This window comes from Pseudodesulfovibrio indicus, from assembly GCF_001563225.1.
Taxonomy (GTDB): Bacteria; Desulfobacterota; Desulfovibrionia; order Desulfovibrionales; family Desulfovibrionaceae; genus Pseudodesulfovibrio; species Pseudodesulfovibrio indicus.
Map to the genome: position 1 here is coordinate 3,706,299 of NZ_CP014206.1, position 24,131 is coordinate 3,730,429.

The 24,131-nt window shown below is 65.8% G+C and carries 19 protein-coding genes and 1 pseudogene; 8 read left to right on the forward strand and 12 right to left on the reverse strand.

Annotation, left to right across the window (positions count from 1 at the left end):
* Positions 1–19: 19 nt before the first annotated feature.
* Entirely contained in the window at positions 20–640 is a 621-nt protein-coding gene (locus tag AWY79_RS16910; protein WP_066806482.1) for a phosphatase PAP2 family protein, read from the forward strand.
* A 96-nt stretch (positions 641–736) separates the two neighbouring features.
* Here AWY79_RS16910 and AWY79_RS16915 read toward each other — a convergent pair whose 3' ends face one another.
* From AWY79_RS16915 to AWY79_RS16940, 6 genes are all read right to left on the reverse strand, one after another.
* Positions 737–2,488 (reverse strand): M14/M99 family metallopeptidase, encoded by a 1,752-nt coding sequence (locus AWY79_RS16915; RefSeq protein ID WP_066806484.1) that lies wholly within the window; start codon positions 2,486–2,488, stop codon positions 737–739.
* Positions 2,439–3,146 carry a hypothetical protein gene (locus tag AWY79_RS16920; RefSeq protein WP_066806486.1) on the reverse strand — a complete coding sequence of 236 codons (708 nt, stop codon included), beginning with the start codon at positions 3,144–3,146 and terminating at the stop codon, positions 2,439–2,441. The genes AWY79_RS16915 and AWY79_RS16920 overlap by 50 nt, the downstream gene beginning before the upstream one ends.
* The gene (locus tag AWY79_RS16925; protein WP_066806488.1) at positions 3,143–4,402 is read right to left on the reverse strand and encodes a L,D-transpeptidase family protein; all 1,260 of its coding nucleotides are present in this window, start codon (positions 4,400–4,402) and stop codon (positions 3,143–3,145) included. Before AWY79_RS16925 ends, AWY79_RS16920 begins: the two co-directional genes overlap by 4 nt.
* A gap of 60 nt (positions 4,403–4,462) precedes the next feature.
* Positions 4,463–5,020, reverse strand: a complete 558-nt coding sequence (pyrE, locus tag AWY79_RS16930) for an orotate phosphoribosyltransferase (protein ID WP_066806490.1) — start codon at positions 5,018–5,020, stop codon at positions 4,463–4,465.
* Between the two features lies 1 nt (position 5,021).
* Complete coding sequence (purB, locus tag AWY79_RS16935) at positions 5,022–6,320, reverse strand: adenylosuccinate lyase (RefSeq protein ID WP_066806492.1); 1,299 nt, start codon at positions 6,318–6,320, stop codon at positions 5,022–5,024.
* Between the two features lie 122 nt (positions 6,321–6,442).
* A complete protein-coding gene (locus tag AWY79_RS16940; RefSeq protein WP_066806494.1) occupies positions 6,443–6,760 on the reverse strand; it encodes an FmdB family zinc ribbon protein in 318 nt (105 codons plus the stop codon).
* A gap of 458 nt (positions 6,761–7,218) precedes the next feature.
* On the opposite strand from AWY79_RS16940, the gene AWY79_RS16945 reads away from it, so the two are divergent.
* Complete coding sequence (locus AWY79_RS16945) at positions 7,219–7,722, forward strand: hypothetical protein (RefSeq protein WP_066806496.1); 504 nt, start codon at positions 7,219–7,221, stop codon at positions 7,720–7,722.
* Positions 7,723–7,795: 73 nt separating this feature from the next.
* Here the strand turns inward: AWY79_RS16945 and AWY79_RS19050 are convergent, their stop codons facing one another.
* Positions 7,796–7,984: a hypothetical protein gene (locus tag AWY79_RS19050; protein WP_158509908.1), complete on the reverse strand. Its 189-nt coding sequence runs from the start codon at positions 7,982–7,984 to the stop codon at positions 7,796–7,798.
* Positions 7,985–8,215: 231 nt separating this feature from the next.
* Positions 8,216–8,809 (reverse strand): hypothetical protein, encoded by a 594-nt coding sequence (locus AWY79_RS16950; RefSeq protein ID WP_066806498.1) that lies wholly within the window; start codon positions 8,807–8,809, stop codon positions 8,216–8,218.
* A 173-nt stretch (positions 8,810–8,982) separates the two neighbouring features.
* Between AWY79_RS16950 and AWY79_RS16955 the strand changes: the two genes are divergently transcribed.
* The 5 genes from AWY79_RS16955 to AWY79_RS16975 all read left to right on the forward strand — a co-directional run bounded on the left by AWY79_RS16955 (position 8,983) and on the right by AWY79_RS16975 (position 15,033).
* Positions 8,983–9,255 carry an acylphosphatase gene (locus tag AWY79_RS16955; protein WP_066806500.1) on the forward strand — a complete coding sequence of 91 codons (273 nt, stop codon included), beginning with the start codon at positions 8,983–8,985 and terminating at the stop codon, positions 9,253–9,255.
* A gap of 115 nt (positions 9,256–9,370) precedes the next feature.
* Positions 9,371–10,801 carry a HAMP domain-containing sensor histidine kinase gene (locus AWY79_RS16960; protein WP_066806502.1) on the forward strand — a complete coding sequence of 477 codons (1,431 nt, stop codon included), beginning with the start codon at positions 9,371–9,373 and terminating at the stop codon, positions 10,799–10,801.
* Positions 10,798–12,177, forward strand: coding sequence for a sigma-54-dependent transcriptional regulator (locus AWY79_RS16965; protein ID WP_066806503.1), 1,380 nt, complete (start codon positions 10,798–10,800; stop codon positions 12,175–12,177). Before AWY79_RS16960 ends, AWY79_RS16965 begins: the two co-directional genes overlap by 4 nt.
* 107 nt (positions 12,178–12,284) lie before the next feature.
* A complete protein-coding gene (locus AWY79_RS16970; protein ID WP_066806505.1) occupies positions 12,285–13,238 on the forward strand; it encodes a chemotaxis protein in 954 nt (317 codons plus the stop codon).
* 25 nt (positions 13,239–13,263) lie between these two features.
* A complete protein-coding gene (locus AWY79_RS16975) occupies positions 13,264–15,033 on the forward strand; it encodes a DUF885 family protein (protein ID WP_418055033.1) in 1,770 nt (589 codons plus the stop codon).
* Positions 15,034–15,043: 10 nt separating this feature from the next.
* On the opposite strand, the pseudogene AWY79_RS16980 reads toward AWY79_RS16975, so the two are convergent.
* The 4 genes and pseudogenes from AWY79_RS16980 to AWY79_RS16995 form a co-directional block, all read right to left on the reverse strand.
* A pseudogene (locus AWY79_RS16980) lies at positions 15,044–16,393 on the reverse strand (HD domain-containing phosphohydrolase); the annotation flags it as partial.
* 296 nt (positions 16,394–16,689) lie between these two features.
* A complete protein-coding gene (locus AWY79_RS16985; RefSeq protein WP_066806509.1) occupies positions 16,690–17,070 on the reverse strand; it encodes a response regulator transcription factor in 381 nt (126 codons plus the stop codon).
* A gap of 112 nt (positions 17,071–17,182) precedes the next feature.
* A complete protein-coding gene (locus tag AWY79_RS16990; protein ID WP_066806511.1) occupies positions 17,183–19,699 on the reverse strand; it encodes an ATP-binding protein in 2,517 nt (838 codons plus the stop codon).
* Complete coding sequence (locus AWY79_RS16995; protein ID WP_066806517.1) at positions 19,696–20,946, reverse strand: ABC transporter substrate-binding protein; 1,251 nt, start codon at positions 20,944–20,946, stop codon at positions 19,696–19,698. The genes AWY79_RS16990 and AWY79_RS16995 overlap by 4 nt, the downstream gene beginning before the upstream one ends.
* A 328-nt stretch (positions 20,947–21,274) precedes the next feature.
* On the opposite strand from AWY79_RS16995, the gene AWY79_RS17000 reads away from it, so the two are divergent.
* On the forward strand, positions 21,275–24,073 hold the full coding sequence (locus tag AWY79_RS17000) for an SIS domain-containing protein (protein WP_233490949.1): 2,799 nt from the start codon (positions 21,275–21,277) through the stop codon (positions 24,071–24,073).
* The last annotated feature ends 58 nt before the right edge of the window (positions 24,074–24,131 follow it).

A 24,131-nucleotide genomic window follows, 5' to 3' on the forward strand; every position in this document is an offset into this window, starting at 1 on the left:
AAACCCGAAGGAGCCACCCATGCGCACCGTCCTGACCCGAACCCTGTGGGCCGCCCTGGCCACGGCCCTGCTCGTGGTCGTCTGCTACCTGTTCGTGGACCGCCCCGTGGCCGAGGCGGCCCTCGCCCTGCGGGACACGGCCTGGCACCGGGGCGCGAACCTCCTGTCCCAGGCCGCCGACAGCGTCTTCTTCGCCTTCTGGGTGGCCGCCGGGCTGGTCCTGGGCGGCGCGGACGCGCTGCGCAACGGGCCGACCCCGCGCTCCCGCGCGATCCTGTTCGTCTGCCTGTCCACGGCCTGCGCCATGGCCGTGGGCGAGGCCCTCAAGGAGCTGTGCGGCAGAGCCAGGCCGCCCCTGCTCTTCACCAAGGGGGTCTACGGTTTCTTCCCCTTTGCCGGGGACTACATGCACGCCTCCTTTCCCTCGGGCCACACCCTGCGCATCTTTTCGTCCATGACCGCCCTGGGCCTGGTCCTGCCCCGGCTGCGCGTCCCGGCCCTGGCCCTGGCTGTGATCGTGGGCGCAAGCCGCGTCCCGGCCCTGAAACACTATCCCTCGGACGTGCTCGCGGGGGCCTTTGTGGGCGTGGTCGCCGCCGTCTGGTGCTACGCCCTGCTCCGCCCGACCCAACCGCGCTAGCCGCCCGATCCAAACGCACCAGCCGCCCGCCTGAAAACACCAAGCCCCCGCCCGGACATTCCGGACGGGGGCTTGGCGTTTTCGGGCCAAGGGGGATTATTCTCGGCTGGCCAACCCGCTGGGAGAGAAGGTCATGGTGCCCATGTCGCCGAAGGTGGTGGCCTGGCGCACGGTCAGTTTCAGGGGGCGCTCGTAGTCCACGCGGAAGGAGCCGCCCTCGGACAGGGGGACGTCCCCGGCAGTGGCCACGATCTTGTTGCCCGGGCCGTTGGACCAGACGTTCTCGAACACGTACTCGCCCTCGGGTAGCCGGTAGCTGCCGCCGGAGGCCCAGGGGATGAGCAGGTCCTGCCCGTGGGCGTCGCGCAACAGCAGGGCGTGGACCGTGCGCTCCATGATGTCCACGGCAAAGGAAGCGGTCGGCGCGCCCGGGGTCTCCCGGACCACCCGGAACCGCGTGGCTCCCTCGTGGTCGGAGTCCAGGGCGTATTTGGACATGAAGTTGCCGGGATCGAGGATGATTTCCCAGCCCAGGTCCTGGCCGTTGTTGGCCCAGGGGATGGCCACGAACCCCTTGAGGTTGACCACCTCCTTGAGGTCGCTGCCCCACACCCCTTCCAGGATGAGCTGGTCGCCCACCACCGCGTGCAGGGTGTCGCCGTCGCGCACGAAGACCGGGTTGCCGTTGAGCCAGCAGACGAAGACCGCGCTGCCGTCCTGGGGCGCCACCGGGAGCTTGCCGGTCCACTGGACCATGGCCTTGGCGACCTCGCGCCCGTCAACGCGCAGCTCCAGCTCGGAGAACGGCTCCAGGGCCATGCGCCGGGCGTTGATCAGGTTCACGCCCGGACGGTCCGAGGCGAACAGGGCCAGCTCCGGGGAAAATTCACGCGGCCCCAGGGACAGGGGCTTCACCGCCAGGGTCGAGCCGGGGGCCAGGCTGATGACCCGGTCCCGGCCCAGGGTGCGGCCGTTGACGCTGACGCTGACCCCCTTGCGGGAGTAGACCAGGACGTCCTCGTCCGAGAACTCCGGCGGGGTGACCTCCACGCCGAGGCGGTGCAGGAGCATGATAGTGGCCGTGAGCTGCTGGCGGACCTTCCAGTCGATCTGGGTGATGGACTTGGAGACCTCCACGGCCATGGCCGGGATGCCGTGCTCGGCCAGGGCGTAGCAGGTCAGCGACTTGCGCATCTCCGGATAGCTGGTCCCCTGGTCGAAGGTCTTGGTGTTGAAGAGCTTGAACTGGTAGTCCGTGAGCCCGATCTTGGTGTTCAGCTCGGCCAGCACCGGGTTGACGGTCCGGGCCAGGTCGAGGTTGCCGTAGGCCAGGGTGTCCACGATGATGGACTGGCCGTAGCGCATGGGGTTGCGCAGGTTGTCCACGTAGGTCGGGTTGTAGAACCCGCTGCCCTCGTGCAGGTGGATGAAGGCGTCGCTGCGGGCCAGGAGGAAGCGGATAACGCGGGCCACGCGGTCCTCGTAGAACCGGTTGTAGTTCTGGTCGAACCGCCGGTTCATGTCCACGTTGATCTGGCGCTTGCGCAGGTTGATGGAGGGCACGTTGGCGCGGGGCAGGACGATGACGTTGCCGCGCATGACCTTGGCCTGGCTCAGGAGCTGGGCGGTGATGTACCCGGCGGCCTCGTCGCCCTGGATGCCGCCCTGGACCATGACCGTAGGGCCGGGTTGCTCGCCTTCGAGAAAGACCACGCGCAGGGGATACTGCGTACCCTGGAAAAAGGCGTACTCCCACGACCCGGCGCGGGCCTGGGAAGCGCAGAGGAGCAGACCGAGGCTAAGAAGCCAGAATATGATAGAAGGGGTACGTTTCGGCAAAAATGACATCCCCATCCTTCCCCCTGATCTCCAGGCGCAACCCGAACAGGTCCTTCTGGTCCATCCCTTCGGGCAGGAGGAACGTGGTCTGGATGCGCTTGAAGCGTTGAATCTGGAACGACAGATCGTCCTTGTTGGTCTCGGCGTCCTCGACCTTCCCGCCCTTGGTCAGGAAAACAAAATCCGCCTGTCCGGCCATGGACTTGGAGGCCTGGAGGTTGTTCAGCTCGAAGGAGACGGACAGCTTGCGGCCGGCCAGCTTGGCCTGCATGTTCTCGACGCCCACCTGGCGGGTGTCGGTGCGGATGAAGATCTTGTTCAGGTTGACCTCTTCCCGCTCCTCGGGCTGTTCGGCCTCGGAGGTGGCGGCGGAAAGCAGGGATTGCAGCTCGGTGGTATCGTAGGACTCCAGGATCTTCTCCATGTTGCCCAGCCGCTCCAGGCGAACCTCGGCGTCCACCAGCCGCTGCTCCAGCCCCTTTTTCTCGGACTGGAGGTCGGCGTTGATCTTGAAGCCGCGAACCCCCATGTAGATGCCGCCCGCGGCGCACAGCAGCAGGAATATCTGGCTGCAGACGAACATCTTCAGCCAAAACGGACTGACGCGGTACCGGGTCACGTCCCGGTCGTCCCGCATGAAGAGCACGCTGTATTTCGAATCGCTCATCTCATCCGTCTCCACTGCTCACTGTCGATTTTCCAGGAATCACCGGAAGGCACGAGGACCAGGGTCTTGTATCCCTCGTCGCTGTATCCGCTCGCGTCGGCGAACACCTGGGCAAAGGCCACCTTGAGCCCCTTGGGATGCAAAGCGACTTTCAAACCTTCAACCTCCAACTTAACAGGAGGCGTCTTTTCCCACAACGCCTTTTTGTAATCGGCGATGCGACTTGCGCCGCGCCGGTCGCCCTGCTCGGCGTCCTGCGCGTAGAAATTCCGGTAGGTGTCCACGTCCGAGGAAAGCCAGGCGTCGCGCCAGCGCTCGACCACCTCGCGGGCCTGGACCGACTTCTCGGCCAGGTACTTCCCTTCCATGTCCTCGGAGGCCGGGACGTACTCGCGCCCGGCAATGCGCCACGCGCCGCCCGCGTCCTGCATCCAGTAGAACCGCTTGCCCGTGGTCGAGGCCAGGCCGGGGGTGCGGTAGTACTGGTCGAACCAGGTCACCCAGTAACCGGGGCCGGGGACGGCCCGCACGTTGCCCACCATGACCTGAATCCAGGGCTGGGAGGCGAAGATGTTCCGCTTGTGCTCGGCGAACCCGTCGAAGTCCAGCCCCTCGGAGAGCTCCAGCAGGGCGGGATCGTAGTAGCCGAAGAAATGCTCGTCCATGGCGGACCAGTCGCGGGCCCAGGCCTCCAGCTCGTTGGCCAGGGTCAGGGCCGTGACCTCGCTCTCGCCCGGTTCCGGGGTCCAGTCCACGTCGTCGGCGATGACCACCGGGGTGCCGTAGGCCGCTTCCAGGGCCACGTCCTGCATGTCCGGGACCTTGAGGGCCACGCACCCGAGGGTGTCGCGCGGGACGAAGGTCTTGCCCCGGCCGTGCAGCCAGATGCCGGACCCGGTCTTGCCCTTGATGCGGTCAACGGGGTTGGGATAATTCAGGGAATAGGCGATGTTGCCGTAGAGGTCCCAGTCCAGGGTGCGGTTGATGCGGTTGCCCACGAAGTAGACGCCCTCGGGGGTGCGCATGTCCCCTTCCACCGCCTTGTCGCCCTCGGACTGGCCGGTGGTGCAGGGGAACCGCCGGATCTCGTGCAGCGGGGACTTGCGCTCCAGCAGGATCAATTCCTGCGACGCCTTGTCCACGGCGATGATCCGCTCCGGCCCGAAGGCGTGCGAAGAGAGCACCGGAGTCCAGCCCCCGGCAAGGGCCGCACCCGCGGACATGAGCAATGTCAGGACGATGATTGCAAAACGCATCAGATGTTACTACCGCTCCTGGGTTTCCCCGAACCGGACGCGCCTCCCCGACGAGCCCCGCTACTTCCCCGCAGTCAACAGTTCCTGGCGGGTAAAGATGGCGTTCAACTCCATCCCCGCCTCCTTGAGTCGTTCCCGGCCGCCTTCCTCGCGGTCCAGAACGGCCAGCACGCCGACGATCACAAGGCCCGCGTCGCGGACGCGTTCGGCCGCGGTGATCAGGGTGCCGCCCGTGGTGCACACGTCCTCCAGCAGCACGACCTTGTCGCCCTCGCTGAAGTTGGCCAGCCCTTCCAGGTACTGGTTGGTGCCGTGCCCCTTGGACTGCTTGCGGATGATGAATCCGGGCAGGGGGCACCCTTCCAGGTAGGAAACAACGGTCACGGCGGACACCAGCGGGTCCGCGCCCAGAGTCATGCCGCCCACGCCCTGGACATCGTAGTCCTTGAGCATCTCGACGAAGAGCCTGCCGATGAGATACCCGCCCTCGGCGTGCAGCGCGGTCTGCTTGCAGTCGAAATAGTAGTCGCTCTTCTTGCCCGACGTCAGGGTGAAGTCGCCCTCCTTGTAGGAGAGCTTGAGCAGCAGCCGTGCCAGCCTGGATTTCAGTTCCGTCATCCTATTTTCCCTCAAAGACGCGGGTAAAGACCACGTCTTCATATTGCTTGTAATACGAGGGGTCAAAAGCTTCGTCAAGCTCGTTAGAACCCAGATGTTTGTTTACTTCCGCGTCCTTACGGACCTCTTCCTCGAACTGGATGCGGTTTTCCCAGCAGCGCATGGCCACGCCCTGGACCATTTCGTACGCCTCCTGGCGCTTCAGCCCGGCGTTGATGAGCTTGTTCAGCACCCGCTGGGAGTAGAAAAGACCGAACGAGCTCAGCAGGTTGCGCTGGATGACGTCGGCCTTGACCACCAGCCGCTCCAGGACCCCGGACATGCGGTGCAGCATGTAGTCCATGAGCGCGGTGGTGTCGGGCATGATGACCCGTTCCACCGAGGAGTGGGAGATGTCGCGCTCGTGCCACAGGGCCTGGTTCTCCATGGCCGCCAGCGAATTGGAGCGGATCACGCGGGCCAGGCCGCAGAGGTTCTCGGCGGAGATGGGGTTCTTCTTGTGCGGCATGGCCGACGACCCCTTCTGTCCCTTGGAGAACCCTTCCTCCACCTCGGAGACCTCGGTCCGTTGCAGGTGCCGAAGCTCCAGGCCGAGGCGCTCGATGCCGCCCGCGAGCATGGCCAGGCTGGTGAAATACTGCGCGTAGCGATCGCGCTGGACGATCTGGGTGGAGTGCGGGTCGGGGGTCAACCCCAACAGGGCGCAGGCGCGCTCCTCCAGTTCCGGGCCGGAGTGGGCGAAGGTGCCCACCGCGCCGGACAGCTTGCCCACGCGGATGTTCTCGCAGGCCGCCTCGAACCGCTCCTTGTGGCGCGCGAACTCGGCGTAGAAACCGGTGAACTTCAGGCCGTAGGTGGTCGGCTCGGCGTGGATGCCGTGGGTGCGGCCCATGCAGAGCAGCCCCTTGTGCTTGTGGGCCAGGTCCTTGAGCACGGTCATCAAGCGGTCGATGCCCTGGGCCAGGATCGCTCCGGCGCGGGTCAGGAGCACGCCGTTGGCGGTGTCCACGATGTCCGAAGAGGTGCACCCGAGATGGATGAAGCGGGAATTGGGGCCGACCTTCTCTTCCACCGCGGACAGGAAGGCGATGACGTCGTGCTTGGTGGTCTCCTCGATCTCGAGAATGCGGTCCACCTCGAAGTCCGCCTTGGCCTCGATCTCGGCCAGGGCGTCCGCCGGGACCACGCCCATCTCGTGCCAGGCCCTGGTCACCGCCAGTTCCACCTCAAGCCAGACCCGAAACTTGTTTTCCAGGGTCCACAACTCTCTCATCTCCGGTCGGGAATACCGCTCCAGCATCGTCTCTTCCTCTCATTAAAGGGTGCTCGACCGCGCAGCAGGCACTATGGCAACCGCGGCGTAAAAACTCAAGGGCGCGAGGCCACAAAAAAAAGGCAGCCATGGCTGCCTTCGGCTCTTGTCTAGGACGCGGAGCCCGCGCTGGATGTGTCCGCCTTGGCGGGACACTTGGGGGACGGAGCGGATTCGGTCTTGGCCGAACCATCGGAACTGCCGCCTTCAGCGGGCTTCTGGGCTTCGCCGGGGGTGCTCCCGGCGCTCTTTCCGCCGTACCCGTCCGCATACCAGCCTCCGCCCTTCAGATGAAAGGAGGAGTGCGAGATGAGCTTCCTGGATTCGCCGCCGCACTCGGGACACGGGAATTCCTGCTCCTCGAAACCGGACTGCCACTCCTCAAAGACGGAGCCGCAGGACTGACACTGATATTCGTAAATGGGCATGGTTTTACAGATTCCTTATTGCCGCGCCGGTATGCGGATCGGCTCCGCGACGGACCGGGCGCAGAAAAAAGCGGAACCACGGCCCGTTATCCGGGCGCGCGGGTCCTGACGGTACGGCGCGCCGACGGCGGGGCGGTTCCCCGCGCCGTCCGGCGCTCCAGAAAAACGTGTTGCTAGGCCTTGGCGGCCTTGGCTTCCTTGATCCGGGCCTTGAGGGCCTTCTCGCGGCGATGACGCTTGCGATCCAGTTCCTTCATGCGCTCATGCTTCTTGTGACGTGCCATACTTGTCTCCTTGATATTTCAGCCCGGTAAGGGCCTTTCTTCCTTGCGAGCCGCACTTCATATAACAACTGCGAGCCCTTTGTCTACCCCCGCCGTCCCGGATTTCCCCTTGACTCAACGCGCCGGGATGTCCATATTCCCACCTCCAAGCCAATTTTCCGAGAGGATCTGCCAATGATACGAAGCGTCAGCGTAAAAAGTGCGGTCAAGGATGCCCTGGAGATATTCCAGTTCGACCAGTGGCTCCGGTTCTACTTCGTTGTCCAGAAGGGCGACGACCTGTGGATGGAGATTCCCGAAGCGACCCTGGAGCAAATCGAGAAGGACCACCCTTCCCTCCATCGGTTCGCGGACCTGGTCAACGATTCGGTCCTCGACTACCAGCGGTCCCAGGAGAACGTGTGCGCCTTCGTGGCCACCCGCCTGGACGGCCAGAAATACGAGGGCACGGTCCTGCCCCAGGTCTTCGACGACGCCAACTTCAAGCTGGAGATGTATATCTTCAACGTCTGGATGAAGATGCACGAATCCCACCTGGATGAGGAAGTCATGGACTTCAATGGATGGATGGAGATGTACGAGGGGTGGAAATCCCTGGACGAGGTCCGGGAATACCGCGAAAAGCTGCTGGCCAGCGGCACCGATCCGCAGACCCCGGCCTGCGACACCGCCCAGTAGCCCCCGTCCGAGAACGCAAAAAGCCCCCGCCGTCGATTTGACTGCGGGGGCTTTTTGCGTCCTCGGACCGGCGTCACTTCTTGCGCGGCGGCCGCTTGCCCGGCTCGCGCTCCACGCCGGTGACCTTGCCGCCCTTGCCCTTGATGATCACCGTCGGCGGCTGCCGGTCCTCATGCCCGGAACGCTCGTCCCGGCCGGGCCGGTTCCGGTCGTCCTGCTTGGAGGCCACGAGCAAAGAACCTGCCGGGGGACGGACATCCATTCCCCAGGACGGCGATAACAGCAAGAGAGTGGCGACTGTTGCCAAGACGATCTTCTTCACTCGGGCCTCCGATCATGGCGAAGCAAGGGGCATGCCGCCGGAAATGACGATTCATCCCGGCATGTTGCAGCCGGGAGCACAGCCCGCGCTCACCAAAAAGTGCGCACCGGGAACCATTGTTTCCCGCGCCCGGATGGTAGCCGCGCCCGGACGCCGCTGTCAACGCCACCATCAATAGCGGATGGCGTCGTCCAGGTAGAGGGAGAGCACGGCCTTGTCGATGGTCTGCCGCGCCTGCGCATCGTCCGGGTCCACGAACCCCAGGAAAGAGAGCATGCCCTTGCGGGTGTAGACCACGTAGGCCAGGCTGAGCATGGAACGCCCCCCGCGCTCCACCAGGGTCTCGATGCGCAGGGTCTTCTTTTCGCTGAAATAGGTGGCGTCCTTGAAGGCCATGCGCGGCACGCCGGGCAGCCGGGACTGATTGCGGATGGACCGCGCCAGGGACTGGACCAGGAACCGATTGAAGTTGGAGATGTCCGCGGGCTGCATCTTGCGGCCCGGTTTGATCTCCACCAGCAGGGAGCACGGCCCGCCCGAGGACGGGCAATATCCGGCCTTCCAGTCCGGGGCCGTGTCCTGGCCGGGCCACGGGCGGCCCGCCCCGGCAAACCGGTCCAGGCTCGATGGCGCGGCTTCGCTCCAGGTTTTGGGCAGCCAGATGGTGTAGCCCACGTCGGAATTGTAATAGGGCAACGACGCCCAGGCCGGAGCCGAAAAGACGAGCATCGCCAGGATGGCGATGAGGAAGAACAGTGTGCGCACGGGTATACCTCTGCTTCACGGATGCGAAGCAATCAGAGCAGAACCGCAACATACACCACCCCGCAGCCCATGGCAACCGCAGGTTTGGAGGTTTTTCAACCTACGCCCTTTTCAGATTTTTAATTCTGTCCTATATAAACAATAGAGGGAACATACAGCATCGGAGGTTCGTCATGTTGAGCTACACGTGTATCGTCGAAGGCAAGGTCACCGGCGGCAACTTCCAGTCCTGGGCGCTTTCCACCGCCCAGCGCCTCAACCTCAAGGGCTGGGTCAGAAACGTCGCCGACCACAAGGCTGAAATCCTGATTCAGGGAGACGCCAAGGATTTCGCAGTGTTCCGGGAGCTTCTCAAGACCGAGGCCCCCATCGTGGACCGCGGCGAGATCACCTGCAACTCCCTGGACTACGAAAAGGAATACGACAAGTTCGAGATCAGGGGCTGATCGCCCCCCCGGACGACCCGGTCCTGCCCGCCGCGCCCGCGCGCGGGGGCAGGGCCTTTTTTTACCCCGGGCCGCCGCGTTGCCCCGGGCGCGGGAATGGAATAAGAGACATGCCATGCCCAAGGCCCGACAACTGAACATCGCCACCAAGCTGACCATCTGGGCCTGCGCCCTGATCGCGGTGTTCTTCGCCACCTCGGCCTATCTCTTCCGCCAGGTCCGCCAGGACGCGGAAATCTCCAGCCTCATCGTCACCGAAAACCACGACCTGGACGCCTCCATCCAGCGCATGCTGGAGCGTCTGTACAACGTCCAGAACAACATCCGGCGCTACCGCATCCTGGGCGGCGACCAGGCCGCAGTGGGATTCATCGTCGAGGACATCACCCGGTTCGGCGAAATCCTGGACCAGACACTGAAGAAACACCCCCGCTACGCCAAGGACTGGGAGCCGCTGACCTCCGAGTTCCAGATCACCCTGGACCCGGCCGGAACCACCGGCGAGGACCTCGCCCCGGACGCCACGGTGCGCGACTGGACCGACATCCTGGAACAATCCCTGCTCGAAAACGGCGCCGACACCGAAGCGAGGCTCACCGCCCTGCGCGACGCGGGCGCCCACGCCGCCGACGTGGGCCTCTACGGGCTGGCCTTCTGCCTGCTGGTGGGCGTGGGCGGCAGCCTGGCCCTGGCCTTCACCCTGAACCGCTCCCTGGCCGAGGTGCGCCGAGGCATCCGCGACCTGGGGGCCGGGGGTGCGCCGCGCGACGTGCGCATCCTGTCCAACGACGAGCTGGGCGAGCTGGCCCTGGCCTTCAACGCCATGGCCGCCCGGCTGCGCCGCGAGGAGCGCATGCGCGCCGACTTCATCGCCATGCTGTCCCACGAGATCCGGACCCCCCTGACCTCGGTGCGCGAGGCCGTGGACCTCATCGGGTCCGGGACCTTCGGCGAGGTCAACGCGCAGCAGAAACGGTTCCTGGACATTGCGGAGCAGGAGTCCGAGCGGCTGTCCGACCTGCTGCTCCGGCTGCTCTCCGTGTCCCGGATGGAGTCCGGGGAGCTGGAGCTGAACCCGTCCGAGGTGGACGGGACCGGGCTGGTCGCCTCCACCCTGGAGCGGCTGCTGCCCACGGCCAGCGCGGCCGGGGTGACCCTGGTCTCCGAGGTCCCGGAGGGGCTGACCTGTCGCGCCGACCCCACGCACATCCGCCAGGTGCTGACCAACCTGACGGGCAACGCGGTGAAGTTCTCGGGCAGGGGCGGCACGGTCCGCGTGAGTGCGGCCAGGGAGGACGGCGCGGTCCGCTTCTGCGTGGCCGACAACGGCCCCGGCATCCCGCCGGAGGAGCAGGACAAAATTTTTCTCAAGTATTACAGGGAGCCGAGCGTGCGCAATTCCATCGACGGCGCGGGGCTCGGCCTGGCCATCTCCAAGCGCATCGTCCTGGCCCACCAGGGGCGCATCTGGATCGAGAGCGAACCGGGCAAGGGCGCGGCCTTCTGCTTCACCCTGCCCGACACCCCCGACAAGGACTACGCATGAGCAAACCGGACATCCCGACCATCCTCGTGGTGGACGACGACGAAAACATCCTCCAGGTGCTGGAGGCGCGGCTGCTCTCGGCGGGGTTGAGCCCGCTTTTGGCCGACAGCGCCGAGACCGCTCTGGAGATGCTGGCGGGCGAGCCCGTGGACCTGATCATCTCGGACGTGAAGATGCCCCGGCATGGCGGCCAGGCGCATGGCGGCCAGGCGCTGCTCAGGGAGGTGGCCGAACACTGGGGACACATCCCGGTGATCATGCTCACGGCCCACGGGACCATCCCGGACGCGGTGGACTCCATGCAGGCCGGGGCCGTGGACTACCTGACCAAGCCGTTCGACGGCAAGGAGCTGGTCCGCCGGGTGCGCACCCGGCTGGAGGAATCCCGCACATCCGCTCCCCCCGGAAGGAAACCCGCCCCCAAGCCGTCCGCCAGCCGCCCCGCCGCCAACGGACTGATCGGCGGCCAGGCCCCGGCCATGGCCCGGTTCCTGGAGCTGCTGGCGCGGGTGGCCCGGTCCACCTCCACGGTGCTGCTCTTCGGCGAGTCCGGCACGGGCAAGGAAATGGCGGCGCGCATCCTGCACGACCAGTCGCCGCGCGCGGACGGCCCCTTCGTCATCGTGGATTGCGGCTCCACCCAGCCCACCCTGCTGGAGAGCGAGCTGTTCGGCCACGTCAAGGGGTCCTTCACCCACGCGGTCAAGGACAAGAAAGGCCTCATCGAGGAGGCGGACGGCGGGACCCTGTTCCTGGACGAGATCGGCAACATCTCCCCGGACATGCAGACCCGGCTGCTGCGCTTTCTCCAGGAGGGGACCATCCGGCGGGTGGGCGACAACCGCGAGCGGGCCGTGTCCTGCCGGGTCATCGCCGCCACCAATGCGGATCTGCCCGAAATGGTCGCGGACGGGACCTTCCGCGAGGACCTCTACTACCGGCTCAAGGTCATCACCCTGACCATCCCGCCCCTGCGCGAGCGGCGCGAGGACATCCCGGCCCTGGCCACGGGGCTGCTGGCCGAGCTGTGCGCGCGCCAGGAACGGACGCCCGCGGTCCTGTCCCCGCAGGCCATGGACCGCCTCACGGCCCACTCCTGGCCCGGCAACGTCCGCGAGCTGCGCAACGCCCTGGAGGCGGCCCTGGTCTTCTGCGGCGGGGACGTCATCGAACCTGACGACCTGCAGCTCGAACCCGCCCCGGCGGGCTCCCCGGCGGCTTCCGGCGCAAGCCTCTCCCTTGAGGACAGCGAACGGGAGACCATCCTCCGCGCCCTGGAGGCGTCCGGCGGGGTGAAGAAGGACGCGGCGGACCGGCTGGGCATCAGCCGCAGGGCCATCCATTACAAGATCAAGAAATACGGCATCGGCGAGTAGCGGCGGGCGAACATTGTCCCGATCCGGGACTTGCGCCCGGCAAACCGCTTGTATATGTTCAGGGTCACGATACGCCGGGCCTTTCCCGGCCCCCGGAGACACCGTAGATGAGCGAAACGAAAATCCTGCTGGAATCGGGCACCAACGAGCTCGAAATAGTCGAATTCTATCTCGACGAAGCCCGACCGTCCGGCGACTATCGCGGGTATTACGGCATCAACGTGGCCAAGGTGCTGGAGATCATCCAGATGCCGGAGCTGACCGAGATGCCCGAGGCGGCCCACCCTTCGGTGCTGGGCGCCTTCAACCTGCGCAACGAGATCATCCCGCTCATCGACCTGGCCGGGTGGCTGAAGAAGAAACGGGCCGATGGCGAGCCGCCCAAGGTCATCGTCACCGAATTCAACCGCACCAAGAGCGCCTTCCTGGTATCGGGCGTGACCCGCATCCACCGCATCAACTGGCAGGAGGTGGAGGCCCCGACCAACTACGTCTCCTCCCTGACCGTCAACTCCATCACCGGGGTGGTCAAGTTTTCCAACCGCATCGTCTTCATCCTCGACATGGAGAAGATCTGCATGGACCTCAACCCCGACGGCGCGTCGCTGCCGGAGACCGCCGAAAAGGTGAAGGAGGCTCTGGCCAGGACGACCTACCGGGTGCTCCTCGCCGACGACTCCACCATGGCCCGGAAGATGATCGCCAACATCCTGACCCAGTCCGGGTTCATGGTCCACGCCGAGGAGAACGGGGAGCTGGCCTTCAAGTACCTGCTCAAGGTCAAATCCAAGGCGGCCGCCGAAGACCTGCCCCTCAGCGACTTCGTCCACATGGTGGTCACGGACATCGAGATGCCGTCCATGGACGGCCACTCCCTGACCCGGCGCATCAAGGAAGACCACGACCTGCGCCACCTCCCGGTCATCCTCTGCTCCTCCATCATCACCGAGACCCTGCATCACAAGGGCATCGCCGTGGGCGCGGACGACCAAGTCTCCAAGGCCGAGCTCGGCGACCTTCCCGCCAAGGCGCTCAGACTCCTCGCCGAAAGCGCCAACTGATACGGCTAAACGGGCAGGCAAGACTATGACATCCCGCAGCGCCAAGAAGTTCTTCGCCTACCTGGCCAAGAGCTACCCGGTCATGTGCGCCTCCGGCGCGTTCCCGATGATGCCGCCCGTGACCGACGCCTCCCGCTGGCTCGACCGGCTGGACGACCTCTCCGCCAAGGGCATCGCCAAGCACGTTTCCGCCCTGAACGGGTTCCGCAGGGACTTTCTGAACGAGGCCGCCAAGAGCAGCGACGCCGAGACAAGGGGCCGCGCCCGCGCCCTGGCCATGAGCGCCGGGGCCGCCGTGGCCGAGCTGGACGGCACCCGCGCCTGGCAGCGCGCCCCGGAATTCTATCTCCAGGTGGCCTTCACCGGACTGGAACAGGCGGCGGACCTGCCCGCCGACAGCGAACGCCACCGGCAGAAGCGGTTCATCGCCCGGCTCAAGGCGATCCCCGCCCTGCTCTCCCTGGCCCCCCAGAACATCGAGGCCATCAGCGCCCAGAGCCGCGCCACCTCCCAGACCATGATCCGGGACTGCGCCCGCTATCTCACGGAGCTGGCCGGGCAGGAGCTGGGCAAGGCGGGCAAGGCCCCCCGGTTCCTGGCGGACACCCTGGCCGCCCTGCGCGAATTCGACCGTTTCGTCACCGTCAGCCCGGAGATTCCCGGCCCAGAGGGGCCGCCCTTCCAATACGCGGCCGAACACCTGCTGTGTACCGACAAGGGACCGGAATCGCTGCGCACCCTGGCCGAGGAGGAGTTCGACGAGCGGCTGGCCTCCCTGGCCGGACTGGAGCGGGCCATCGGCCGAGGCTCCTGGCGGGAGTTGTACGAGGGGTACGAAGGCCCGCCCTCGGATGGGCTCGAGCCGCTGGACCTCATCGTGCGGGAGATTCACCGGCTGCGCGCCTTCGTGCACGAAGGCCCCCTGGCCGGGGTGTTCGCGGACACCGGGCTGCGCATCGAATCCCAGCCCCGCCACATGGGCGCGTCGCTCAGGCCCATCCACCACGACCCCATGCTCGGGGCGTGGGAGAACGAACCCTCCCGCTGCTACGTCAGCCCGCAGATCTTTTCCGGCAACCGGTTCAGGGATACCCCGGCCCGGCTCGCCCGGATGCGCCGGGAATACCCGTTTCTGGCCGCGGCCCAGACCTATCCGGGCCGCCACCTCCTCGATTCCCAGCGCCGCGCCCTGGGCAACGACCCGCTGTCCCAGGTGACCAATCCGCTGTTCATGGCTGGCTGGCTCGCCTTCGGTGAAACGCTGCTCGAAGAGCTGGACTATCTGGTCACGGACCTCGACCGGCTGGTGCTTCACGTGCGCGGACTGCGCCGCGCGGCCCTGGCGCGCATCGACACCGAGCTGGCCTCGGGCGGGCTGGACCAGGACCGCTGCCTGGACATCCTGGACCAGGCCGGGTTCTCCGCGAGGAGGGACTGGCCCATGTCCGAACCATCCGCATGGCCCCGGGCCACCGGACCATGCCGATCCTCGGCCTGCGCGAAATACGGGAACTGCGCCGGGAATGGGCGCTGGAGCTGCCCCTGTTCTGCAAGACGCTGTTCGCGTGCGGACAGCTGCCCATGGACTCCATCCGGGAGCGCGGGGTCCGCTAGACCCTTTCTTCGGGAATGGCCTGCTAGAGGCTGGAGAGGTTGCCCAAAGCCGAGAGATGCCCCGCCCGGATCACCTTCACTTGGTCTGACAGCATTTCGATCCGTTCAATATTATTCAGGAAAAATTCGGCAAGCTCGGAGTCGAGCCGCCCTTCGGCCACGTCCTTGCGCAGGATCTTGACCGCCTCGGAGCGGGTGAAGGCGGGCTTGTAGTGCCGCTCCTGGGTGACCGCGTCGTAGATGTCCACGATGGCCATCATCCGGCTCTGGAGCAGGATTTCGTCACCCTTGAGCGAGTCCGGGTAGCCGGAGCCGTCCATGCGCTCGTGGTGCTGACGGATGATGGTCAGCAGGTTGCTGTAGTTGTCCTGCATGGGGATGTGCTGGAGGATGCGCTCGCTCTCGGCCGGGTGACGCTGAATCTCGCGGCGCTCGTCGCGGGTCAGGTTGCCGTAGCTCAGGAGCAGGTGTTCCATCTCGTCTTCGTAGAGGTACTTGAGGGTGGCCCCGTCCCTGCGCATGACCCGCGCGCCGAGCTCCCGGACGAAATCCAGGTCCTCTGGGGCCGGGGTCATGGCCTTGTTGACTTCGCTCAGACAGGCGTAGGCCTCGGCCCAGTCGAACCCGTCGAACTGGCCCATGAGCTGGAACCGCGCACGGACAATGGCCATCTGGCGGTCGGTCAGCCGGGTACGCTTGGTCAGGACCTCCTCCTTGATGCCGATCTTGCCGACGTCGTGCAGGATGCCCGCATAGTAGATCTCGCGCAGCTCGTCGTCCGAGAAGACCGTGCCACGGTGACCGCCGTCCTCGTTCAGGGCGTGGGCAAAGGCCACGGCCAGGTGGGCGACGCGCTCGGAGTGGCCCGCGGTATACGGGTCCCGGGAATCGATGGCCTCGGCCAGCGCCTGGAGGATGGCGCTCATGAGCTTCTGGATGCCTTCGAAATTGAAGGAGTTGGAGACCGAGATGCCGGCCACCGAGGCCAGGGTGGACAGGCTGCGGCGGTGGGCCGCCTCGAATACCCCGGTATTCTGGGAGGCGAGGATGAGCACGCCCTCGCACCGGTTGGGCGAGTTGATGGGGATGAGGATCATGGACCCCAATCCCGGCAACTCGTTGTCCCAGCGCGTCTCGCTCTCCAGGTTGTTGACGATCTCGCCCTTGCCGGAGCGGACCACCTCTTCGAACAGGGCGCTGTCCACCATGGGCTGGAGATAGGTCCCGAAGGGAAAGCCGAACTGCACGGCCAGCCGGAAGACCTTGCGCGAAGGCTCCAGCAGAAAGATCATGCCCAACTCGCCGGGATAATTTTCCAACCGGCACTCGTCGATGAGCGCGCCGACCACGTCGCGCAGGTGCAGGGATGTATTGATGTTGGGAACGGAGCGGTGGAGCAGGGCCAGCTCGCGGTATTTGGCCAGGGCCTCCTCGGCGATGGACCGTCTGGCGCGCTCCATGTCCACCAGCTCCTGGATGGAGTAGGAGACGAATTCGAGAATCCCGTCGCAGGCCGCGCCGTCGCCCTGTCCGTTCCGCATGCTCAGGAGTCCGGAGTGGACCCCGTCGTACTGGATCGGGACCGAGACCACCCCGGGGGCGCCCTCGCGAAAATCGGCCGCAACGCCCTCGCCCTCCACGATGACCACCTCGCCGTCGTAGCTGATGGCCAGAGAGCAGTTCCCCCCTCCCAGCCGGACCGCCTTGCGGAGCAGGTTCCGCAGCGTGTCCCCCTCCCAGCCGGACCGCCTTGCGGAGCAGGTTCCGCAGGACGCCTGGTCGGATGTATTTTTTGAGCGGGGTCATGCCTGTTTGTTCGTTGGCGGGACGGAGTCGGCTACAGTTCCAGCAGCTCCTTGGACACCCGGAGGATCTCGTCCGGGTCGAAGGGCTTGGTCATGTACATCATGGCCCCCAGCTCCAGCCCCTGCTTGCGGTCCACTTCCTGCCCCTTGGCGGTCAGCAGGATGATCTTCACATCCTTGAGGGTCGGGTCGTCCTTGATGATCCGGCAGACTTCATAGCCGTTCATCTTGGGCATCATGATGTCGAGAAAGACGAGGTCGGGACGCTTGCTCCGGATGAACTCCAACCCCTCCTCGCCGTCGGAAGCGGTGTACAGGTCCACTTCGAACTCATCTTCAAGCTCCTCGAGGGTCTGCTCAAGGAGCATTTTGATGTGGACCTCGTCGTCGACAATGAGGATCTTCATGGCCATTTAGCAACTCCTTGAAAACAAACCGTTAGAAAAAAACCTGCCGGAACGGTCCCCCCAATTTGAATATCATGCCACAAGTGGGCATGGTATCGCAATTGGAATAACGCCCGCCTCACGCGCAGGCCGACGGCGGCAGGATGATCACCGAGATCCCCCGCAGCCCGGAAAGCCTCTTCAGTTCCACATTGCCGCACTCCTCCGCCGGGATGAACACCGTCCCCCGGAACCCCTCCTCGGCCAGCTTCCAGAAGGCCTCCACCGAGGTGAAGCGGACGTCTCCCGTGCACAGCACAGCCAGTCCGTTGAGATCGCAGCTCCGGCCGTCGCCGAGCACGATGCAGGAATTGCAGCATTCCCTGCCGTCCAACAGGGCGCGGGCCGCCTCAAGCAGGGAGACGTCGTCCACGGGCTTGACCAGGGCCATGTCCCCGGCCTCCTCCTCCACGCCGCTCAGGGCGGTGATGACCAGGATGGGGATGGACCGGGTGGCCGGGATGCGGCGCAGCCGCTCTATGACCTCGCGGCCGTCCATGCCCGGCATCATGATGTCCATGGTGATCAGATCGGGCAGGACCGACTGGGCGGTTCTGATGGCCTCCGGTCCGGACATGGCCTCGCAGACGATGAACCCCTGGTCCTCGAAGACCTGGGACAGGTACTCGATGAGCGAGGGATCGTCGTCGACCACCAGAACCAGGGGCTTGGCGTTCGCCCGGCCCCCTGCCACCTCGTCGGGGTCAATCTCCGGCGGGCGGCAGGACACCGCCTTGGCGTCCCCGGCCTTGGCCGATCCGGAAACCGGGATGGTGAAAGAGAAGACGCTCCCCTTGCCCGGCTCGCTCTCGACCCAGATGCGGCCGTTGTGGCGCTCCACGATCTGGCGGCAGATGGGCAGCCCCAGGCCGGTCCCTTCCGGCTTGGAGGTCAGGGTGTCGCCTACCTGCTTGAACTTGTCGAAAATCAGGTGCATGTCGCCGGGTTCGATGCCCTCGCCGTTGTCCCGGACAGAGACCAGGATGTCGTCGCCCTCCTGGCGCGCGGAGCAGACGACGGGGCCGACTCCGGTGAACTTCACGGCGTTGGAGATGAGGTTGACCACCACCTGGACCAGCCTGGCCCGGTCGCCGTTGACCCTGGGCAGCCCACCGGCCACCTGGGTGACCACCTCGAGCCCCTTGGACTGCCACAGGCCGCGCGTGGCCTCCCGCGACTGCTCCAGGACCGCGCCCAAGGAGACCTCCTCGTCGCGCCACTGAATCTCTCCGGCCTCCATCCTGGCGATGTCCAGGACGTCGTTGATCAGCTCGGTCAGCCGTTCGGCCTCGGCCACGATGATCCCCATGTTGCTGCGCACCTGCTCGATGGGCTTCTCCACCTCGGCCCGTTCCGCAAGCAGCGGAAACACGGACTTCTCCAGCTTCTTCCTGATGATCTTGGAGAAGCCCAGAACCGAGGTCATGGGCGTGCGCAGCTCGTGGGAGACCGTGGAGATGAAATCCGTCTTGAGCTGGTCGAGCTCCTTCTCGCGGGTGATGTCGCGCACCAGCAGGACGCCGCCCATGCACCGCGGGGCCGGTTCGGAGACGTGGATGGACGACCCCACCGCCTTGCCGGTCCGCCCCCGGCTCAGAGCGATCTCGCCGGACACCACCTTGCCCTCGCAGCCGCAGATGGCCTTGGTCAGCTCGGCGACCTCCGTGGGAAACACCTGCTGGACCCGGCTGCCCTCGTACCCCTTCTCGTCCAGGCCGAACAGCTCGCGCATGGCCGGGTTGAGAACCGTGATCTCGCCCTTGACCCCGACCACGAGCAGCCCGTCGGCCAGGTTGTCGATGATCGCCGCCAGGTAGGCCATATGCTCGCGCAGGTCGGCCGTGGCCTTGTCCACCTCGCTCTCCATCTCGGAGAAGAGCAGGGCCAGCTCCTGGCCCATGGACATCATGGCCCGGCCCAGGACCTCCAGCTCGTCGCGGGTGCGGATGTCGATGGAGTCGGAAAAGTCGTGCGCGGCCACCTTGCGGGCGTATTCGGTGAGCTGGCCCAGGGGCCGGGAGATGCGCCGGATCACCAGATAGAGAAGGCCCACGCAGCCCCAGAAGATGAAGAACAGCAGCGCCTGCATCTTGATGACCACCTCCCAGAAGTAGGCGATGATCACTTCCTTGCCCATGCCCACGTGCACGTGCCCGGCCAGCCCCGCCAGGACCGGCTGGCAGATGTCGATGACACGGCCGAACGGCTCGATCTCCAGGGGGGTGACCAGCGTCCGGTGCCGCATGCCCTGTATGTCGCGCAGGATGGGCGGCATCTCCGGCACGAAGGTGTGCGAGACCACCAGCCCGTCGGCGTCCACCACGAAGACGTAGACCACGCCCTCGATCTCCAGGTACTGGTCGATCATGGACTGGACCGTGGCCGCGTCCCGGTTGAGCAGGATCTCCTGGCTGGCACCGGCGATGGACTGGGCGATGGCCGTGCCTTTGCTCAGGTACTCTCGGGTCATGTGGTCGTAGAGGGTCCAGGCCGTGAGCGCCGAGGTCAGGGTCGAGATGACCCCGAACAGGCAGAAGGCCAGCAGCCCCGTCTTCATGAACAGGGAGATGCCCTTTATCCTGGTCTCGCCACTCATTGCTGCCATTCCTGCCACTGGCCCTCGTCTATGGGCACGATCTTGCCGTCGCTGACAGTGGTGAAATAGACGCGGTCCAGCCCCTGGTGCCGGTCCGGGCCGAAGTGCAGGGGAACGTCGATGCCGATGTCCACCCGGCGCAGGGATTCCGCCGCCGCCTTCAGCCCCAGGCCGGGATTCTCGTCATAGGCTTCGAGGACCCGGGCCATGGCCTTGGCGTTGAGGAACCCCTCGAAACCGGTGAAGCTGTAGTGCAGAGGAACGTACGCCTTGGCCGCGTAGGACGGGGGCGGCGGCGGGCAGCAGTCCATCAGCTCGCGGTACTCGCGCACCGCGGGCAGGGAGAGGTCTTCGTAGGACGGGACCACCTGGGTGTTGATCAGGTTCGCGGTGTAGTCCCGGCCGGACGACAGCCCCGCCGTGTTGAGCAGGCCGAGCAGCCATGTGCTGCCCACGAACGAGACGTTGGCGATGGGGACGTCGAGCCCCATGTCGCGGGCATCGCGAATGAAGGCCGCGCAGGCCGCGTAGGACCCGATGGAGAGCACCGCGTCCGGCTTGGAGCGCATGATGATCTCCACCTGGGGGCGCATGGACCCGTCGAACTTGGCGCCGCGCAGGTAGGTGGCCTCGCCCACCAGGGAGAGCCCCTTGGCGGCCAGGGCTCGGTGCGCGCCGTCCCATCCGCTTCGCCCGTAGGCGTCGGCCTGGTAGAAGACCGCCAGCCGCTTGCGGTTGAGCTTCAGGAACCGGTCCACGAGCACGTGCAGCTCCTGGCGGTAGGAGGGGCGCAGGTTGAAGACGAACTCGTCATAGGGCGGCTCGCGCTGCGGCTCGGCCCCGGTGAAGGGGAAGAAGAGAAGCTTGCGCCGGCCCGCGTATCCCTTGAGCAGGGGCAGGATGCGGGTCACGGTGGGGGTGCCCACATAGCTGTACAGGCACAGCGGATCTTCGTCCCTGAGAAATTCGATGGTGTTGTCGATGGCCGGGCCGGGCTGGTAGCCGTCATCCAGGATGCGGATGACCACGGGCTTGCCGTTGATGCCGCCCTTCTCGTTCAGCCGGTTGAAGTAGGCCATGGAACCCCGGTACAGCTCCACGCCCAGGCCGTCGCTCGGGCCGGTGAAGGCGGCGGACATGCCGAGAATATAGGCTTTTTCCTCCTGCGCCCCGGCCCACGGAACGGCGCACAACAGGGCCAGCGCGAAAACGACCGCCGCGAGCCGCCGCACCCTGGCTCGGTTCATAGAATAACCGTATGTATTTCCATGCAGTTCCACCCGGGACTCCGATATTTGCGTCGGACCATACCATGACCATTACTTGTTGAAAAGATTATTAGAATCACTTTTTGCGGCCAAACCGGTCCGGCCATCGGAATTTCCGGCACCCCCCTTCCTCTTCCGGGCCGCTCTTGCCAAGGTCCGGCATGTGAAGTAACTCAAGGGCCGCATGCGCACGCGCGCCGCGCAACGCAGCATTGCTCCGGCCTTGAGTCTCACAGAGGAAACCATCCATCAGGAGTACGTGACCGCCATGTGTGGTATTGCAAGTTTCTTAAGCAATAAAAAATGGTTGGAGACGCCGGACAGCACCTGGCTCTTCGCCCTTGAAACGGCCTTCGCCGATATCCGCGACACCCCGGACCTGCTCCGGGCCGCCGCCCCCCTGGCCGACCTGGCCGCCCGCTTCCACGACCTCATGTCCTTCGGCCTGCACATGCAGCTGGTGGCCGACCCCGCCACCCGCCAGACGCTGGAATCCCTGCGCGACACCATCCGCTCCCTGGGCAACGCCGCAGCGGTCAAGCTGGAACAGGGGCCGCGCACCGACGAGCTGGAGGGGCTGCGCGAGTCCCTGGACGACTACCTGTGGCAGATTGAGCAGGAGGTGCTGGTCAACGCGGACCGCACCCTCCGGCTGATGCCCCCGTCCCTGGCCGGGGACACCGCGTCCCGCGACCGCCACTTCCTGGCCTGGGGCACGGAGATGGTCCTCCAGTCCATCGACAAGCTGGAGGTCCGGGGCCGCGATTCCGCCGGCGTGGCCGTGGCCTTTGTCCTGCCCCAGGGGCGCGATCCCGAGCTGGGATTGAGCGCGGACCAGAAGTCGCAGCTGTGCGACCGCTGCTCCATCGGCAACGCCGACACCCGCCAGGTGCTGGTCCGCAAGCTGCCCGACGGCCGCACCGCCTGCCGCTTTCTCTACAAGGTGGCGCAGCTGGTGGGCCAGCTGGGCGACAACGGTGCCGCCCTGCGCGAATTCATCACCAACGACGAGCTGCTCTGGTCCATGGCCGAGGGGCTGACCACCCTGAACATCATCGCCCACACCCGCTGGGCGAGCAACGGCATCATCTCCGTGCCCAACTGCCACCCCGTGGACGGGCTGGTGGAGGGCGACATGTCCACCGGGCTGGAAAAGACCATGTTCGTCTTGAACGGCGACGTGGACAACTACCGCACCCTGGTGGAGGAATCGGTCATCTCCAAGGGCGCGCACATTCCCTCCGTCATCTCCACGGACGCCAAGATCCTGCCCGTGCTCTTCCACCTGGGCGTGGAGGACACCGGCAGCGCCGAGGAGCGGTTCCGCAGCGTGCTCAAGCGGTGCGAGGGTTCCCTGGCCGTGGTCATGCAGAACCTGAGCGACTTCGATTCCCAGTTCCTGGCCCAGAAGGGGTCCGGGCAGTCCTTCTACATCGGCCGCATCAACGACGGCTGGCTGGTGGCCTCCGAGGCCTACGGCATGGCCGCCCGCGCCCGCTCCTCCTATCCCGTGGCCGTGCACAAGCTCGGCGGCGTGTCCGTGGTCCTCAAGGACACGGACCCGGACGGCGCGGTGCCGGTGGCCCGCTACCTGGACAACGGCGAGCCCGTGACCCTGGCCGAGGAGAAGATCGAGATTTTCTCCCGCGACATCTTCCGGGGCGAGTACACGCACTACATCGAGAAGGAGATCCACGAGGCCTCCGACTCCGTGCGCAACACCCTGCACGGCAAATATCTCAAGAAAAAGGGCGCGGTGGAGTTCCTGCCCGAGGGATTCGGGCGCGGCCCGGCCCTGGTGGAGCGCGTCAGGGACGCGTCCCGCCCGCTGAAGCGCATCATCTGCGTGGGCCAGGGCACCGCCGCCGTGGCCGCCATGGCCGTGGCCCGGCTGCTCCGGCGCACCCTGGCCCCCCTGTGCTCCACGGGCGGCCTGGCCATCGAGTCCTACACCGGCTCCGAGCTGATCGGATTCATGGGCGACGAGGCCATGGACGACGTGTTCCTGATCCCGGTCTCCCAAAGCGGCACCACCACGGACACCAACCGCGTGGTGGACCTCTGCCGCGACCGGGGCGCGTGGGTCAACTGCATCGTCAACCGGCGCAACTCGCCCCTGGTCCAGAAGTCCGACTCGCACATCTACACCAGCAACGGCCGCGACGTGGAGATGGCCGTGGCCTCCACCAAGGCGTTCTACTCCCAGATCGCGGCGGGCAAGCTGCTCTCCCTGTGGCTGGCCGACATCCTGTCCACCATGGACGGGCAGACCATCCGCACGGAGATCGAGGCGCTCGAAGGGCTGCCGGACAAGATCGACAAGGTCCTGGAGAACAAGGACGCCATCGGCGAGGTGGCGAAGAAGTACGCGCCGGTGCACCGCTACTGGGCGCTGGTGGGCAACGGGGCCAACTGCGTGGCGGCCCAGGAAGTGCGCATCAAGCTGTCCGAGCTGTGCTACAAGTCCATCCCCTGCGACGTGACCGAGGACAAGAAGCACATCGACCTGTCCACCGAACCGCTGACCCTGGTTATGGCCTCGGACCTGCCCGAGATGGTGGTCACGGACACGGTCAAGGAGACGACCATCTTCAAGGCCCACAACGGCTCGCCCATCGTGTTCTGCGCCGAGGACGAGGACCGCTTCGACCGGGTGGCCGAGGCCACCATCAAGGTTCCCCGCGCCGGGGGCGGCCTGGACTTCGTGCTGGAGACCGTGGCCGGCCACTGGTGGGGCGTGTGCGCGGCCAAGGCCATCGACGGCCACGCCGAGCCGTTCCGCGCGGCCCGCGTGCTGCTGGGCGAGATGATCGAGGACGCGGCCAAGTTCGACCGGGGCACCCTGCTGGTGGCCCTGAACAAGTGCGTGGAGCGCATCGCCTCCGGGGCCACGGACTCCGCCCTGCCCGCGCGGGTGGCGGCCTCGCTCGCCAACTACATGCTCTGGCTGGTCAACCAGTCCGAGGCCATCTGCGTTTCCGAGGCGCGCCTCGCCGACATCCTGACCATCCTGAACAAGGCCATCGAAGAGATGACCCGGCCCATCGACACCATCCGCCACCAGGCCAAGACCGTCACGGTCGGCATCTCCAGGCCCCAGGGGTAGGACGGCTGTGGGCGAGTAATAAAGTCTTTAAGTGAGTAATAAAGTTTTTTAGCAAGTA